Genomic DNA, 17,457 nt, shown 5'->3' on the forward strand with positions numbered 1-17,457 from the left:
CTAGTTATCTACATTAAGTTGAAGCCAATACTCAAGCAAAGCTAAGTGCCACAGTCTTGATCCATTCAAAGCTGTCATATAGTCTTTAGGAGAATTAATCACTTTATCAATATATTGTTGATTAAAAATACCTCTATTACGACAAGCACTGGACAAAAGTATATCAGACATAAATTCCAAAAAATCACCCTGAATATACTTTAGAGCTGGCATTGGAAAATAACCTTTTTTCCGATCTATTACAGAATTTGGCAGGAGTCCTCTTGAAATCTCTTTAAGAGGGTACTTTCCCTCATCCCTCATTTTTAATGAAGGTGGTATGCTTAGCGCCCATTCAACTAGGTCAGTATCCATAAATGGCACTCTAGCCTCAAGGCCCCATGCCATAGTCATATTGTCGACTCGTTTAACTGGGTCATCAACAATTAATCTTGTCATATCAGTGCGAAATACTTTATCAATAAAAGAATCAGCGCCTGGCTTTAAAAACTCCTTGTTTAACCAATTATGAGTATGATTCTCACCTTGATATATCGATGATACTGTTTGTAAAAACTCATCATGCGGCCTATCAACATAATGCTTTGAGAAACGTTCTACTTCATTACCTTGTTCATTCGCCATTCTTGGATACCAAAAATACCCAGCGAACGCTTCATCAGCCCCTTGTCCAGATAAGACAACTTTAGTATGCTCTGAAACTTGCTCAGAGAGCAAATAAAAAGCTACGGCATCTTGGCCAACCATTGGCTCAGACATATTCATAACTGCTTCTGATAATCGTGGAAGTACTTCTTTATTACTCACTTGATATTTTTTATGCTGAGTTTCAAATTTTGAGACAATTTGATCTGAATACTCAAACTCACTTCCAACTTCATCATCGATGTCTTCAAATCCTATTGAAAAAGTGCGAATATCTTCATGGCCTGCTTCCTTTAAAAGAGCAACAATAAGCGATGAGTCTAATCCTCCCGAAAGTAAAACTCCTATTGGCACGTCAGATGCAGACATCCTCTTCATAACTGCTGCAGTTAATAGCTCATGCGTTCTTTCAATATAGTCCTGATCTGAAATATTTTCCTCAAGCCTTTTTGCGCTTGGATGCCAATATGTTTTTTCGCGTAATTTACCATTAGGACTTAACGTAAAAAAAGTACCTGGCTTTAATTTCTGAATTCCATTAATAATTGTATTTGGAGCTGGCACAACGCCATGAAGAGATAACTGTTGATGTAAAGCAACAGGATTAATACTTTTATCAAGTTCTTGAGTAAGTAAAGCCTGTGAATTTGATGCAAAAGTAAATGCTTTAGGAGTGATATTAAAGTATAGAGGTTTAATGCCCATCCTATCTCTTGCAACAAAAAGTTGCTGAGAAGATTGATCCCAAATAGCAAAAGCAAACATTCCATCAAGATGTTTCACGCAATCTTCGCCCCAAAAATGATATGCCTTTATTATTACTTCTGTATCAGAGTTTGAGAAAAAATCATACCCTTTGCCTATTAATAGAGCTCGAAGTGCCTTATAGTTGTATATCGTTCCGTTAAATACTAATGTTAATTTAAGAAGATCATCTACCATTGGTTGAGACCCTAAATTCGACAAGTCAATAATACTTAAGCGCTGATGGCCAAACCCAACCTTTCCTTCAAACCACTTTCCTTTTGAATCAGGCCCTCTTTTGGCAAGTTTACTCATCATATCATCTAGAGATTTTGTAGAAACAATCTCCCCATCAAATCGTAATTGGCCACAAATACCGCACATAAATTTAACCTTTAAACTTTAAAATTAACACCTCAGAGTCACCTAGAAATATAATCACTTGTTATATATTTCTATAATTGAGGCTAACTTAGAAATGTAAAATAGTCATTTTATCAAGTATTACGAACTAATAATGTCTCAAACTCTTTACGATAAATTAATGAGCACTCATATGGTCCATGACCAGGATGGAGCGTCGCTTATTTATATAGATCGTCAGCTTATTCATGAAGTCACTTCTCCACAAGCATTTGAAGGACTTACTTTAGCTGGTAGAAAGATTTGGCGCAACAAATCTAACCTTGCGGTTCCTGATCATAACGTTCCAACTACAGAAAGATCAAGTGGGGTTAGTAGCATAACCGATCCAATCTCAAGGCTTCAGGTTGAAACGCTAGACAAGAACTGTGAAACATTTGAAATAAATGAAATTCAAATGAATGATATCCGACAAGGGATTGTTCACGTTATTGGGCCTGAACAGGGAGCAACACTTCCTGGAATGAGTATCGTTTGTGGCGATTCACATACAACAACTCATGGCGCTCTTGGAGCACTGGCCTTTGGAATTGGAACTTCTGAAGTTGAGCATGTACTTGCAACTGGCTGCTTATGGCAGAACAAAGCTAAAAACATGAAGATTGAAGTTAAAGGCCAATTAGCAAATGATGTAAGTGCTAAAGATGTCGCATTGTATGTGATTGGAAAAATTGGTACGGCAGGTGGAACTGGATTTGCAATTGAATTTTGTGGCTCAACAATTCGAGATATGAGCATAGAAGGTCGAATGACGCTTTGTAATATGTCGATAGAGGCGGGGGCAAAGGTTGGTATTGTAGCAGTTGATGATAAAACTATTAACTATGTTAAAGGTAGGCCTTTTTCACCGGTAGGTGAGAATTGGGACGCAGCCGTAAAATATTGGAAGACCCTTCATAGTGATGCTGATTCGAACTTTGATGAATCAATCTTAATTGATGCAAGTCTTATTAAGCCTCAAGTCACTTGGGGGACATCTCCAGAGATGGTCGTTGATATTAATGGCTCAACACCTGATCCAAAATTAGAGAAAGATGAAGTTAAAGCTGAAAGTATTCGCAATGCTTTAAAGTACATTCATTTAAAACCTAATACCTCAATGAGTTCGGTAGCAATAGATAAAGTATTTATTGGCTCTTGCACTAACTCAAGAATTGAAGATTTAAGAATAGCAGCTTCTGTTGCAAAGGGTAAAAAAATTGCTCATAACATAAAGCTTGCTCTTGTAGTTCCAGGCTCTGGACTTGTGAAAAAGCAAGCTGAAGATGAAGGACTTGATAAAATTTTTAAAGATGCAGGTTTTGAGTGGAGAGAGCCAGGATGCTCAATGTGCCTTGCAATGAATGCAGATAAATTAGAAGTTGGAGAGAGGTGTGCGAGCACATCAAATAGAAACTTTGAAGGCAGACAAGGGCAGGGATCTTTTACTCATCTTGTAAGCCCAGCAATTGCTGCAGCGAGTGCTATTGCAGGACATTTTTCAGGGGTAGAGACATGAAAAAATTCACCTCTTTAAGCTCTATTGCTACGCCTTTAGATCGGGCAAATATTGATACTGACGCAATCATTCCAAAACAGTTTTTAAAGTCTATTAAAAAAAGTGGATTTGGCCCTAACTTATTTGATGAATGGCGTTATTTAGATCATGGTGAGCCTGGGATGGATAATTCAAAACGACCAATCAATCCTAACTTTGTATTAAATAATCCTAAATATTCAAAAGCTCAAATTCTACTGACCAGAAGAAATTTTGGTTGTGGCTCCTCTAGAGAGCATGCTCCATGGGCATTAGAAGACTTTGGATTTAGAGCAATTATTGCACCTAGCTTTGCTGATATTTTCTATAACAACTGCTTTAAAAATGGCATTCTTCCAGTTGTTTTAAGTAGCGAAATTGTGGATGGTCTGTTTGAATATACCGGAAACATAGTCATCGATCTTCATGACCAAAGTGTAACGACAGATACTCATTCTTTTGAATTTAATGTTGACCCCGAAAGAAAACGCAGACTCATCAATGGGCTTGATGATATTGGTTTAACATTGCAATATGAAGATCAAATACGTTTATTTGAAACAGAACACTTTAAAAAGCACCCCTGGTTATGATTGGTCATCTAAAAGGTAAAATTATTAGCAAGAATCCACCCGAAGTACTTCTAGAAGTTGGTGGTATTGGCTATGAAATACTGTGCCCTATGTCCACGTTTTATCAGCTTGATAAAACCTCAGAAGATACATTATTATTCACTCATTTAAGCATTAAAGAAGATGCGCACACGTTATTTGGATTTATTACTAAGGATGAAAAAAGTATTTTTAGAGAGTTAATAAGGGTTAATGGTGTTGGCCCTAAAGTTGCTCTTGCAATTTTGTCACACCTTTCTGTAAATGCTCTTATTGAATGTATTTCAAATGAGGACGCAGAGCTTTTAGCAAAAACTCCAGGGATTGGAAAGAAAACTGCCCTTAAACTAATTGTAGAACTTCAAGATAGGCTGAGTAAGCTTGAACTAGTTGGAAGTCCTGGTGGCAGCGCCCATGAATTTAAACAGAGTGGAAATCCGAATAGTATTCAAGCCATTGAGGCGCTTCAATCTCTAGGTTTTAAAACGAAGGAAGCCAATAAAATGGTTTCAAAAATTTCTGACCAAAACCTTTCTACTGAGCAGCTTATTCGCTTAGCACTTCAAAACAAGTAATTAGACGACTACTTTCTTTCTAGAAAACTTTGTTTTAACTCTACCAAGCATATTAATAAAATCGTAGTTCATCAGATACATGCAAGGTAGAAGAACTAAAGTTAGAAGTGTTCCAAACATTAGTCCATAGCCGAGTGCGAGAACCATTGGTTGTAAAAACTCGTCTTTGCCGCCAACCCCATACGCAAGTGGCAATACTCCTGCCATTGTTGTTAGAGTAGTCAAAACTACCGCTCTTAAACGATCCCTTGAGCCTTTTGCAATCCAAACAATTTTGTCTTCTAGTTTGGCGCTTTTATGCTTAATATAATTTAAGTGGCTAACCATAACTAAGGAGTCGTTAACAATAACTCCCATCAAACCTAGAGCGCCTGTTAGAGCGAAGAAACTTAGGGAATAACCATGGAAATGAAATGCCCAAACAACCCCAATTAGCGCAAATGGAAAGCTTGCTAGAACAAGAAGGGGTTGAGAGTATGAGTTAAATAGTATAGCAAGGATAAGAAAAATACCAACAATTGCTACAACAAAAGCGTAAAGAAAATCTCGTAATGAGTCAATTTGCTCTTGCGCTCCACCACCCGTAATGATCGATACTTGAGGAAAATCAATCGCAAGATTTAATTCCTCTAATGAGGTTTTCAAAGTTTTGGTTTTATTTGTTACCCGCTCATCAATACTTGCTGAAAGCTTAATGGATCTATCACCATCAAAATGATTGTAATCAGGCTCTCCCTCAATCTCACGAAGTGTTGAGAATTGACTCATTGGTATTAACTTACCTTGACGATTTTTGACAGAAGTATTCTTAATGAAATTCTCAGTGTAATCATTTTCTCCTATATAGACTCTTACATCCTCCTCGTTTCCAGCAATAGTAATATCAGTCACATAAGAGCCTGAAAATGCTGTTCTAAGGTGCCTATAAACTGACTGATAATCAACACCTAGACGAGCCATCTCATCAAAATCAAGTACTGTTTCGATTCTAGGTTTACCAATCTCATCATTACGATCTATATCATCAACGCCTTCAATAGAGCTGAGAATTTCTTCGAATCTATTGGCAGCTAAACTTCTCTGAGCATCATTTTCAGAAACAAGCGTAACCTCAATATCAGAGCCTCTTGGAGGTCCAGGGGCTATTAAGGTTATATCAATTTTGTCAGCACCCTCAATATCTGCCACTAGTGCTTCAAGCTTATCTGCCATATCTTCTGCAGTTCTTTCTCTATCACTTGTTGGAGTAAGAGTAATTTTAATGTTTGCGATATTTGTAAAATAACTTCCAATCTTGCTTGTGAAAGAGTCAAGGTCGTCTCCTATCTCATTAGCAATTATATTTTCAACCTGTATAACAATATTTTCAGTATAGGCAGCAGAGCTTCCATTAGGAGTTTCAATGTTTGAAAAGATTACCGTTGCACCTCTTGAAGGAAATAAATTAAATGGAATATTTTTGACAGCAAAAATTGCCGAATATATTAGTAAAGCAATAAATAGTGGAACAATTAAATAACGCCATCTTAAAGCATGGTGCATCATCCTGTTGTAGAGGTTCTCAAATGGGATAAACCAAGTCTTTTGTTTTTCCACTTTTTGAGTTGCAAGGTGAGCTGGAAGCGCAAAGGTAATCTCTAAAAAAGAAATTCCTAAGGCAAATATTACAACTACTGGAAGCACATAAATAAACTTTCCTAAAGTTCCAGACATTAAAAAGAATGATGACATCACAAGCATGGTCGATATTATGGTCGTTATAACAGGCAGAATAACCCGCTTTAGACCAGTAACAACATTTTTATAGAGATCTCCACCCTTTGCCTTATAGTGATGAATACTTTCAGCAATAACAATACTATCATCCACCACAATTCCCAGCACAATGATGAAACCAGAAAGAGATATTAAGTTTATTGTATTACCTGTTAGTCCCATAAAGGCGACAGTTCCTAACAAAGTTACTGGAATACTAACAGCAACCCAAAAGGCAGTTTTTATGGAAAGGAAGACGCCTAACACAACAAGAACTAGTGCTAGACCAATATAGCCATTTTTAAGAATTATATCAATTCTGTTTGCAACTGCCAATGAAGAGTCATCAGTAAAAAAAATGTTAATCTCATCTGGATAATATTCTTGCAGCTCTGATACTCGCTCTTTAACTCTTTTTGCAGTTCTAATAATATCTGCTTGACTAGTTTTTTTAATCTCAAGAATAAAGCCCTTAGTTCCATTTACTCGAGTTATAGATTTTTCTTCTTCTTCACCTCTAAATACTTCAGCAATATCAATAAGCCTTATAACAGGTCCATCAAAGCTAGATTTAATAACAACGTTTTTAATGTCATCAACACTTTCAAATTCAGACAATATGACAATATTTTTTTCTAAGTCTTGTTGATTATTATCTCCAACCGTAAAACGAGCATTTCTAGAAGAAATTGCAGAGATAACTTCATTAATTGACATGTTATATTTATCAAGCTTGTCTGGGTTAACTTTAATTTGGATTTCACTATCTAGATAGCCACTTTTGTCGATCGCAGAGACACCTTTGACTTTAAGAAGAGCTGTTTCTAAATCATCTGTAATTTGTCTTGATTGGTCATAACCTATCAAGGAGCCGTCAATGTTGATAGTAATAATTGGGAATTCAGAAACATTAAAATCAACCACCTGAGGCAGATCTGTTACCTCTTCAGGAAAACTTTTGACTTGATTTACAGCATTTCGAACATCATTTTTTACTGTCTGAACATCCTTTAAGTCTGCCTCTAAGGTAACAATAATAGATGAGAGCCCTTCACGAGAGGTTGAGGATATTTCTTTAATACCGCCAACGCTTGATAATTCTTTTTCGATTACATTTGTAACTGCTTTTTCAACGTCTTCAGGAGACGCTCCAGGATAAGCGGTCGTAACACTAAGAATTTCAAAATCAACTGCAGGAAACTGATCTCTTTGCATTCCAACAACAGCTAGCGTACCAATCGCTATAAAGGCAAGGGAAAAAACTAAGGCAAACTTTTTTTGCCTAACTAAAAAATTTAAAAAAGAATCCATAATTTACTTTTAATATAGCTCAAATCGAATGATTATATAGGCGAACAATGAAGAAACAGTGAAGAGTTTATGAACTCTTTGACCTTTTTCTCAGGTTTTCAGTAAGCAGTCTTTTACGAATTCTGATGTTATGAGGAGTAACTTCCACTAACTCGTCGTCATCGATAAACTCCAGTGCTTGCTCTAAATCTAAAGTAATTTTTGGCGTTAATGCAACTGCCTCATCAGTACCTGATGCTCTTACGTTAGTTAACTGCTTCCCTTTCATAACATTAATTACAAGATCTTTATCCCTTGTATTAATTCCTACGACCATTCCTTCATAAATATCCTCTCCATGGCCCACAAAAAACTTACCACTTTTCTGCAAATTAAATATCGCATAAGCAACAGATTTACCTTGATTCATTGAAATTAAAGATCCATTCGTTCTTTGGCCAATCTTTCCATCCTTTTGAGGCTTATAAGAGTCAAATGTTGAGTACATAAGCCCAGTTCCAGTTGTTGCCGTTAAAAACTCAGTTCGAAATCCAATTAAACCTCTAGCTGGAATTATAAAATCAAGCTTTACTCGCCCTTTTCCATCTGGAGTCATATTTGATAGCTCCGCCTTTCTTTCGCCTAATTTTTCCATCACCGAACCCTGATGAACAGATTCAACATCCACCGTTAAATCTTCAAAAGGTTCACAGGTAACGCCGTCAATTTCTCTAAGAATAACTTGAGGCCTTCCTACCGATAGTTCAAAGCCCTCTCTTCGCATGGTTTCAATCAAAATTGAAAGGTGTAACTCACCCCTACCTGAAACCACAAACTCAGAAGAATCTGTAGTATTTTCAACTCTTAAAGCTACATTATAAATAAGCTCTTTATCAAGCCTTTCTCTTATATTTCTGGATGTAATATATTTTCCATCTAGTCCTGCAAATGGAGAATCGTTAACTCTGAATGCCATACTAACTGTAGGCTCATCAACACTTAAAGGAGGTAATGCCTCAACTTTAGTTACATCACAAATCGTATCTGAAATTGATATATTTTCAATACCAACTACCCCAACTATATCGCCAGCATTAGCTGAGCTAACATCATGCCTCTCTAGACCATTAAAACCTAAGAGCTGAACAATTTTAACTTTACGCTCAGTTCCATCAGGTGAAATTAAGACGTTCTGCGAATTTTTCTTAGCAACACCTCTTTCAATTCTTCCAATTCCAATTGCCCCTACAAATGAAGAGTAGTCTAATGATGTTATCTGCATTTGAAATGGACCATCAATATCCACCTTAGGAGCGGGTGCTTTTTCAACAATTAATTCAAACATTGGGGTCATATTACCCTCTCTAGCAGTATCATCTTCAGATGCATAGCCACCGAGTGCTGAGGCATATATAACTGGAAAATCTAACTGCTCTTCAGTAGCGCCTAACTGATCAAATAGCTCAAAAACCTGATCAATTACCCAGTCAGGTCTAGAGCTATCACGATCAATCTTGTTAATCACTACAATTGGATTAAGGCCCTGCTCAAAAGCTTTCTTTGTAACAAAACGAGTTTGAGGCATTGGGCCATCACTAGCATCAACTAAAAGCAATACACTATCGACCATAGAAAGCACTCTTTCAACCTCACCACCAAAGTCAGCGTGGCCTGGGGTATCAACAATATTAATTCTATAATCACCCCATTTAATAGCTGTATTTTTTGAGCTAATCGTGATTCCTCTTTCTTTTTCAAGATCGTTAGAATCCATCATCCTGTCAGTCGCCTTAAAACGATCATCAAATGTTTGCGATTGAGAAAGTAATTTATCTACTAACGTAGTCTTTCCGTGGTCAACGTGAGCGATAATTGCTATATTTCTTAAATTGTTTGCCATTTAATAATGTACTCATAAAAAATCGATGTCGTATTATCCCGTAAAAACCTAACAATGCCCAAGCTAAATCAAAAATCAATTTAATATTGCTGGATACTCTTCTCTTATAAAATGCATCTAATATTCTATTTATTTTTGAAGCTGTGGCAAAAAAAGGAAGCTCTCGTCGCTGGATGCAGGAACATTTAAGCGATGAATACGTAAAAAAAGCACAAAAAGAAGGCTATCGATGCAGAGCAGTCTATAAGCTACTTGAAATTATTGAAAAGGGTCAACTTATTAAAAGTGGCGATAAAGTTTTAGATTTAGGCGCTGCACCTGGAGGGTGGTCACAAGTTGCAGTAAAGTTTACTGGTAAATCTGGGCAGGTAATTGCGAGCGATATTTTGCCAATTGAAGAAATAATCGGAGTTAGTTTTCTTCAAGGAGACTTTACAGAGCAGTCCGTATATGATGATTTGATATTAATGACTAATGGCAAAAAGGTTGATACTGTTTTGTCTGATATGGCACCAAACATGAGCGGCCAACTATCTGTTGATCAGCCTAAGTCGATGTATTTAGCTGAACTAGCACTAGATATGGCCGTTAAAACCTTGTCAAAAAATGGCAACTTTATTGTCAAAGTCTTTCAGGGTGATGGTTTTGATGTTTATGTTAAAAATGCTAGAAATATTTTTAAAAAAGTTTCTGTCATCAAGCCAAAAGCATCTCGTCCAAGATCTAAAGAAGTTTATTTATTAGCAAGTCAGTTAAAATAAATCCTTATGCAAAATTTTAGTGAAATTCATGCTCTTATGAAGAGTGACCTAGTGATGATGGATGAAATTCTAGTTAATCGACTAGATTCAAATGTTGACCTCATTAGTCAAATGAGCCAGTACATTATTAACTCAGGTGGAAAGCGAATTAGGCCACTTCTTCTATTATTATGCGCCAGAGCAACTAACTATAAAAGTGATAATCATCACTCAATGGCAGTTGTAATTGAACTCATTCATACTGCAACTCTTCTGCATGATGATGTTGTAGATAACTCATCCATCCGTCGAGGCCATGAAACTGCAAACGAATTATGGGGTAATGCCCCAAGTGTTCTAGTTGGTGACTTTTTATACTCAAGGGCATTTGAAATTATGGTTGAACCCAACTCGATGGAAATAATGAAAATCCTATCTAAAGCAACCAATCAAATTTCAGAAGGAGAGGTGCTTCAATTATTAAGCATTAAAAATGCTAACGTTTCTCAGACAGAATATTTTGAAGTAATTGAAAGAAAAACAGCGTGTCTCTTTAAGGCTGCATGCCAAATAGCTGGAATATTAGCTGAATCCAATAAAAACGTAATTAATGGGCTTGGTAGCTTTGGAAAGCATTTAGGTAATGCCTTTCAGATTATAGATGACACCCTTGATTATGAATCAAATTCTTCTGTTATTGGAAAAGAAGTTGGCGATGATTTGTCTGAAGGAAAAGTTACACTTCCAATGATTTATGCCCTTGAAAATACGAAAGGGGCTGAAAAAGCAACTCTTTCCAATGCCATAACTAATGCTGACTCTTCAAACATAGATAATATTGTAAATATTCTTCTTAGTGTTAATGCATTTGAATATTGCCGCAAAGTAGCAAAAAATGAATCCACTAAAGCACTGAAGTTTCTGGAAGTTATTCCTAACTCCGAATACCGCTCTGCACTTCAACTATTATGTGAGCTTTCAATAAATAGAAACTCTTAAACCACTTAATGCTTACAACAAAACTTAAACAGCAAATACGCTCTTCCTTTGAAGATGCGAAAAAACAATTACCAAATTTTAGTAACCGCTCATCTCAAAATAAAATGATTGCTGAGATTTCAAAAACATTGACAGGTGAGTATGCCAATTCAAACCCAATCATATGTGTTGAAGCTCCAACTGGAACTGGGAAAACTATGGCTTACCTAGTGAGCTGCTTACCAATTGCAAAAGAGTCAAAAAAGAAGCTAGTTATTGCTTCTGCAAATGTAGCACTTCAAGAACAAATTCTAAATAAAGATATTGTTGAGGCAGAGAAATATTCTTCAGTTGATTTTGAATATGCTTTAGCTAAAGGAAGGTCGAGATATGTTTGTATTCGAAACTTAATTAACCTGACTGAAGACAATTCAAGCTCTCCTTCTGTTTTAGATGATGCTCTTCTTTGGGATGAAAAGCCAAGTAAAAATGACTTAGATGTTTTAAGTGAAATGACTGAAAGCTACTCTGCCACAAGGTGGAGTGGGGAAATTGACGATCTTGAGAATCCACCTGAAAATAAATTATGGCAAAAAATTGCCTGCAATCGATTTACATGCAACTCTAAAAATTGTGAATTTTATAATGATTGTGCTTTCTTTAAAGCTAGAAAAAAAGCCTCGCATGCTGACGTAATTATTGCAAATCATGATCTAGTTTTGGCTGATATTATAAATGGTAACAATGTTCTTCCTGAAGTTGAAGATTGTATTTTTGTTTTTGATGAGGCTCATCATCTATCTCAAAAAGCACTTTCTCATTTTTCACTGGGTGGCAGTACTGAGTTCATGAAAACATCTATCCGTCAATATCAGAGCGCCATAGATCAAATTATAAAAATTATTAAAATTACATCCCCTCCTAGTTATATTGAAAAGACAGACGAAGCTATAAGTGATCTAACTGAAGTCATCTCAAATCTTGAATACCAAGATGATATTCATCTATTTCCAATAACTGGTGTGCCTAGTGAAATACTGAATTTAACCAAACAAATATTAGTCTTATTTAATTCAGCGTATAAAGATTTTTCAGAGCATAAAGATATTTGGGAAGAGCACTATAAAAGTAATAATATTGACCAGGCTATAACTGATAACTTAAATAATATAATTGGTCAAAATAATCAAAATCTATCTTCAATCTTATCACTTTTAAATACATTTAATCAGAACCTAAATAATGAACAAGCTCCAACAAGTAACTGGATAAGTCAATCAAAGCTTGCTAATAAAAAAAATAACTATCAACTAAACACTGCAAAAATTGATGTCTCTAGCTATTTAGACAAATTAATATGGTCTAAAGCAGCAGGAGTTGTTTTTACATCGGCTACATTGACTGCTCTAGGAAGCTTTGATAGATTAAATCAACAACTTGGATTAAAGTTATTAGAAAATCAGTATCTTCGCCTGGCATCTCCGTTCAATCATGAGTCAGTTGACTTTATAATCGCCAAAATTAATGCAAGCCCAACACAGTCTTTTGATCACACTCAAGAAATTGCGCTAGAGTTAAAAAAACGTATTGATACATCAGCAGCGACACTCGTGCTTTTTGCATCAAACAATCAAATGCAGAGTGTGGCCGACTTAATAGAAAAATCATTAGATTGTGATCTATACATTCAAGGTGAATATAGCAAAAAAAATATCCTAGAAAGACATGTTGAAAATAGAAAAAATGGTAAGGGCAGCATAATTTTTGGTCTTGATAGCTTTGCTGAAGGTGTTGACCTTAAAGGTGATAATTTAAATCACGTAATTATTGCTAAGTTAAGATTTAGCGTCCCAACATCGCCAATTGAAAAAACCACTCAATCATATCTTGAGTCGTTAAACCGAAATTCATTTATGGAAATTTCTCTACCAGACGCTTCATTAAGATTAATACAAGCTTGTGGGAGGCTCATAAGAACTGAGACAGATACCGGTAAAATTACTATTTTTGATAATAGGCTAGTAACAAAGTTTTATGGAAAACATCTTATTAAAGCACTTCCAAATTTTAATATTATTATAGAAAAGAACTAATTATAAATATTTTATTTTTATCAAATTAAAGGTTGGCAGAATTTTTTGATAAATACTCTTCCACGCTTTTAGCTGATTCTTTCATTCCTTCATCACCCTTATTCCAACCTGCAGGGCATACCTCTCCATTTTCAGTATGAAAATCAAGTGCATCAACCATTCTTAGCATTTCATCCACATTTCTACCTAGAAGATGATCATTAACAACTTGATGACGAACAACAAAATTCTCATCAATTACAAAAGATGCCCTTAAAGCTGTTCCCTCTGGGTGGACAATGCCATACTTTTCCATAATTTTATGATCCATATCAGAAACTAATGGAAAATCAATAAATCCAATACCACCATCATTTATTTTAGTATTTCGCCAAGCATTATGAGTATGTCTTGAGTCAATAGAAACTCCAATTAACTGAGTATCGAGCTTATCAAAAGCAGCAACTCTATGGTGATGTGCAAGAATCTCTATCGGGCATACAAACGTAAAATCTAAGGGGCAGAAGAACAATACAATTTTTTTACCTTTAAAACTTGATAGTTGAAAATCCTCTACAATTTGCCCATCTGCAAGAACTGCTGTGGATATAAAGTCTGGTGCTTGCTGTGTAACTAAAACGCTCATAGTTTTGTCCTTATAGTAATGATTAATGTTTTTTTAATTCTGTAGTTAATGCAAATATAATTTATTACTTTTAATTAGTTATATTTGTAGTGATATTTGGAGATATCTCCCTTAAGTCTGAGGTCATTTTTAACCTCTTCTAAAATCACTTTTCCAATAATTTTTTTTGGAATACCTAATCTCCTCATCGATATGAAATCTAGTCGATTAGTTTTTTTTAAAATAAAGAGTTTGTATCTATACCAAAATTTCATTTCTATTTTTATATTCTATTAAAAAAGCCCTATGCAAGGAGGAAGACATAGGGCCAATTAATCACAGACATACCCATTTAAAGGAAGTAAAAAAAATATGAATGTAATCAATTTATCACTTAGTTAAAACTCCTTTGATATTTGCTTCATCATAGTTCGGAGGGCTATTTTGAAGCTGTTGAAACAATTACCAATATAGAGCAGCATACGATCTTAGGAGATTGCATTAGGAAGCTGAATTTATTAGTAATCAATTTCGAACCTTTAATTAATTATTTATTAAATGATAATGATACTCATTCTCATTAACAATTGCAAGCTATATTTAAAAAAATATTTAAATTAAATGATTTCAATGAAAAAATAAAGGCATTTAACTTAAAATAGGTCGTTAAGTACTTGAACTATTAAGTTATCAATGCACTCTATAAATCGCACTAAAGAAAGTCAAAAAGCTACCGTTATAGGAGCAATTATTGATTTTTTACTTTCTGTTATAAAAGTTTCTCTTGGAATCATAGGTCAATCAGGAGCCCTTATTGCAGATGGAATTCATTCTTTCTCAGATCTCCTCACGGACTGGGTTACATGGTATGCCGCAAAACTTTCTGGAGAAGCGCCCGATGCGGATCATCCTTACGGACATGAAAGATTTGAAACGGTTGCGACTTTAGGATTAAGTATCTTTTTAGCAATAGTTGGTACTATTATTATTTTTGATGGATTTGGTCGTTTCAGCAATTCCAATGCTCTAAAGCACGAAAACTGGTTAATTGCTGCTGCTGCATTATCAATTCTTAGTAAAGAAGCTTTGTATTGGTATACAGTTAAAGTTGCTAAAAATATTAAGTCTGACTTACTTAAAGCAAATGCTTGGCATCATAGAACTGATGCATTTTCCTCTATAGTTGTTGTTATTGGAATAATAGGTGCTGCCAATGGATACTTTTTCCTAGATAGCGTTGCTGCAATTATAGTTGGCTTAATGATTATTTATATTGGCTGGCAACTTGGATTTGAAGCGACTAAAGAATTAGTAGATACTTCAATTGATCCAGAAGACATAAAAAATCTTCATAAAGCACTTGCTGATATTAAAGGTGTAAATAGCGTTCATACATTAAGAACCAGAAAAGTTGGTCATAAAAAATCGGCTGACGTTCATGTCCAGGTCAATCCATTTTTATCCGTTAGTGAGGGTCATATAATAAGTGTTAGCGTTGAGAGAGTTGCGAAAGAGTGTATAGAGGAGCTTGATGACGTTACTGTTCACATTGATCCTGAAAATGATGAAGAAAAAGAAGATGCGCCTTATAAGGACCTTCCAGAGAGAGCCCAAGCATTAAAGATCATTAGTCAGTCGCTCAAACTTGAGAATTGCTCTTATACAATTGAAAGAACTCAACTGCACTATCTAGAGGGTGAAATACTAGTGGACTTTTATCTTTCGGTTGATTATTTAGATAATAATGAAATTAGTACAATCAATTTTGATCTCAGCGAAATTATAAAAAAACTTCCAGGATTTGGCGAAGTAAAAGTTTACTTTAGTTAATTTTTACAGCGCATGGTAAGCATGACAAATGGCTCCTGCTAGTGCGTCTCCAGCATCTTCTTGTGGTGCTTTATTTAATTTGAGGAGCTGCTGCACCATAAAAGAAACCTGCTCTTTCGATGCGTGACCTCTTCCAACAACTGCCTTTTTAATTTGATTGGCTGTGTAATCTACAATTGGAATACCTTGGCCTCCAGTAGCAGAAATGATAGCACCGCGAGCATGTCCAAGTTTAATTGCAGCATCAGGATTTGGCCTATCAGGCCTCATGAATACCCTTTCAATGACGACTATATCAATTTCATGCTTAGCGATAACCTCTTTAACGCCCTCATATATCGTAATAATTCGCTCATTTAAATCACCCTGAGTTCTGATACAACCACTACTAAGATAAGTAAATTTTAGTTTATTTGCCTCAATTAAACCAAAACCAGTAATTCTAGAGCCAGGATCTATACCAAGTATTTTCATTGGGATATTTTATCAGCTACGTAAAAACTAACCAGTATTTTAGTAAAAAAGTTATAATGCTTTTTAAAAATTTTTAAAAGGAAAATTTATGTCAGTAATTGAGCTTTCACAAGCAAATTTAGATGAGACTATTAACAATAACGAAATTGTTATTATTGATTTCTGGGCTCCTTGGTGTGGTCCATGTATTCAGTTTGCTCCAACCTTTAAAGAAATCTCTGAAAAGGTTGATGGGGTGACCTTTGCTAAAGTCAACACTGAAGATGAACAAGAACTTGGCGCTCAATTTCAAATTAGATCAATCCCAACTTTAATGATTTTTAGAGATGGAATTGGAATTTTTTCACAGCCAGGGTCTATGTCTGGGAAAGACTTAGAAGACTTATTAGAAAAAGCTAAATCAATTGACATGGATGAAGTAAGAAAAGAGCTTGAAGATCAAAAGCAAACCTAGCTAAAAAAATCTAAATATTTCTGCTCACTAAAGCCCACCATTATTTTGTCATCCCTTATCATAACTGGCCTCTTAATTAAAGTTGGGTATTTCAAAATTAACTCATAATCAATATTATCTTTTTCACTTTCAGTTAATGTTCGATAGGTGGTTGAGCGCTTATTTATAAGAACCTCCAATCCAACTTTTTCAATCATTTTTTGAAGTTCATTTTTTGAAATTGGATCGACTCTAAAGTCTATAAATTCATGAGCTATATCATTACTAGATAAATACTTAAGAGCTTTTTTGACGGTGTCACAGTTCTTGATACCATAAATTTTATTATTGCTACTCATAATAAATATTGGAAAATATATTGAAGACAGATAAAAGCATAAATTACTTAAGTTTCTAAAAGAAAGGTTACTGGCCCATCATTAACAAGTGAAACCTGCATATCCGCTCCAAAAATACCGCTTTCAGTAATAGTGCCCATAGATTGAGTTTTTTCAAGAAAATAATTGTATAGTTTTTCTGCTTCAATTGGAAGCATTGCTGTTGAAAAACCTGCCCTTGTTCCGTTCTTGGTGTCTGCTGCAAGAGTAAATTGAGATACGATTAAAAGCTCTCCATTTATATCACGAATACTTAAATTCATCTTCTCATCTGAATCTGGAAAAACTCGATATGAGAGTATTTTTTTTAACATCTTATCTGAGGACATTATATCATCTTGCTTCTCAATACCAATAAAAACCAGCAGACCTTTACTAATTTGACCCACTACTTTTCCTTCAACTTCAACCTTTGATGAGCTTACTCTTTGAAGCAAAGCTTTCATTT

Annotated in this window: 15 protein-coding genes; 8 read left to right on the top strand and 7 right to left on the bottom strand. The window is 35.2% G+C overall.

The genetic code is table 11. The annotated features are described in order from the left end of the window. Nucleotides 1–1,773 carry an N-acetylglutaminylglutamine amidotransferase gene (locus ABXT51_RS06215; RefSeq protein ID WP_416694552.1) on the bottom strand — a complete coding sequence of 591 codons (1,773 nt, stop codon included), beginning with the start codon at nucleotides 1,771–1,773 and terminating at the stop codon, nucleotides 1–3. A 133-nt stretch (nucleotides 1,774–1,906) separates the two neighbouring features. On the opposite strand from ABXT51_RS06215, the gene leuC reads away from it, so the two are divergent. From leuC to ruvA, 3 genes are read left to right on the top strand one after another with little or no spacing between them, the layout of a single operon-like run. Further along, entirely contained in the window at nucleotides 1,907–3,310 is a 1,404-nt protein-coding gene (gene leuC, locus ABXT51_RS06220) for a 3-isopropylmalate dehydratase large subunit (RefSeq protein WP_416686352.1), read from the top strand. Next, entirely contained in the window at nucleotides 3,307–3,921 is a 615-nt protein-coding gene (gene leuD, locus ABXT51_RS06225; RefSeq protein WP_416694554.1) for a 3-isopropylmalate dehydratase small subunit, read from the top strand. The genes leuC and leuD overlap by 4 nt, the downstream gene beginning before the upstream one ends. After that, nucleotides 3,918–4,514, top strand: a complete 597-nt coding sequence (gene ruvA / locus ABXT51_RS06230) for a Holliday junction branch migration protein RuvA (RefSeq protein ID WP_416686353.1) — start codon at nucleotides 3,918–3,920, stop codon at nucleotides 4,512–4,514. Before leuD ends, ruvA begins: the two co-directional genes overlap by 4 nt. On the opposite strand, the gene ABXT51_RS06235 is transcribed toward ruvA, so the two are convergent. Further along, the gene (locus ABXT51_RS06235) at nucleotides 4,515–7,580 is read right to left on the bottom strand and encodes an efflux RND transporter permease subunit (protein ID WP_416694556.1); all 3,066 of its coding nucleotides are present in this window, start codon (nucleotides 7,578–7,580) and stop codon (nucleotides 4,515–4,517) included. Nucleotides 7,581–7,647: 67 nt separating this feature from the next. Beyond that, nucleotides 7,648–9,459: a translational GTPase TypA gene (gene typA / locus ABXT51_RS06240; protein WP_416686355.1), complete on the bottom strand. Its 1,812-nt coding sequence runs from the start codon at nucleotides 9,457–9,459 to the stop codon at nucleotides 7,648–7,650. Nucleotides 9,460–9,602: 143 nt separating this feature from the next. On the opposite strand from typA, the gene rlmE reads away from it, so the two are divergent. Genes rlmE through dinG form a run of 3 tightly spaced genes read left to right on the top strand, consistent with a single transcriptional unit; the run spans nucleotide 9,603 to nucleotide 13,270 of the window. After that, nucleotides 9,603–10,220: a 23S rRNA (uridine(2552)-2'-O)-methyltransferase RlmE gene (gene rlmE / locus ABXT51_RS06245; RefSeq protein WP_416686356.1), complete on the top strand. Its 618-nt coding sequence runs from the start codon at nucleotides 9,603–9,605 to the stop codon at nucleotides 10,218–10,220. Nucleotides 10,221–10,226: 6 nt separating this feature from the next. Continuing rightward, nucleotides 10,227–11,198 (top strand): polyprenyl synthetase family protein, encoded by a 972-nt coding sequence (locus ABXT51_RS06250; RefSeq protein ID WP_416694558.1) that lies wholly within the window; start codon nucleotides 10,227–10,229, stop codon nucleotides 11,196–11,198. An 8-nt stretch (nucleotides 11,199–11,206) separates the two neighbouring features. Beyond that, entirely contained in the window at nucleotides 11,207–13,270 is a 2,064-nt protein-coding gene (gene dinG, locus ABXT51_RS06255; protein ID WP_416694561.1) for an ATP-dependent DNA helicase DinG, read from the top strand. Between the two features lie 25 nt (nucleotides 13,271–13,295). On the opposite strand, the gene ABXT51_RS06260 is transcribed toward dinG, so the two are convergent. Then, complete coding sequence (locus ABXT51_RS06260; RefSeq protein ID WP_416694563.1) at nucleotides 13,296–13,895, bottom strand: peroxiredoxin; 600 nt, start codon at nucleotides 13,893–13,895, stop codon at nucleotides 13,296–13,298. Between the two features lie 672 nt (nucleotides 13,896–14,567). On the opposite strand from ABXT51_RS06260, the gene ABXT51_RS06265 reads away from it, so the two are divergent. Further along, on the top strand, nucleotides 14,568–15,704 hold the full coding sequence (locus ABXT51_RS06265; RefSeq protein WP_416694566.1) for a cation diffusion facilitator family transporter: 1,137 nt from the start codon (nucleotides 14,568–14,570) through the stop codon (nucleotides 15,702–15,704). Nucleotides 15,705–15,707: 3 nt separating this feature from the next. Here ABXT51_RS06265 and ruvC read toward each other — a convergent pair whose 3' ends face one another. Beyond that, on the bottom strand, nucleotides 15,708–16,178 hold the full coding sequence (gene ruvC, locus ABXT51_RS06270) for a crossover junction endodeoxyribonuclease RuvC (RefSeq protein ID WP_271537692.1): 471 nt from the start codon (nucleotides 16,176–16,178) through the stop codon (nucleotides 15,708–15,710). An 88-nt stretch (nucleotides 16,179–16,266) separates the two neighbouring features. On the opposite strand from ruvC, the gene trxA reads away from it, so the two are divergent. Then, complete coding sequence (gene trxA, locus ABXT51_RS06275; RefSeq protein ID WP_416694569.1) at nucleotides 16,267–16,632, top strand: thioredoxin; 366 nt, start codon at nucleotides 16,267–16,269, stop codon at nucleotides 16,630–16,632. Here the strand turns inward: trxA and ABXT51_RS06280 are convergent. After that, the gene (locus ABXT51_RS06280) at nucleotides 16,629–16,970 is read right to left on the bottom strand and encodes a Spx/MgsR family RNA polymerase-binding regulatory protein (protein WP_416677391.1); all 342 of its coding nucleotides are present in this window, start codon (nucleotides 16,968–16,970) and stop codon (nucleotides 16,629–16,631) included. The two genes, trxA and ABXT51_RS06280, sit on opposite strands and share 4 nt — an antisense overlap. A gap of 47 nt (nucleotides 16,971–17,017) precedes the next feature. Beyond that, nucleotides 17,018–17,455: a D-aminoacyl-tRNA deacylase gene (gene dtd, locus ABXT51_RS06285; RefSeq protein WP_416694572.1), complete on the bottom strand. Its 438-nt coding sequence runs from the start codon at nucleotides 17,453–17,455 to the stop codon at nucleotides 17,018–17,020. Nucleotides 17,456–17,457 lie beyond the last annotated feature (2 nt).

It is taken from the genome of Candidatus Pseudothioglobus sp. Uisw_050_01 (assembly GCF_048085775.1).
Taxonomy (GTDB): Bacteria; Pseudomonadota; Gammaproteobacteria; order PS1; family Pseudothioglobaceae; genus Pseudothioglobus.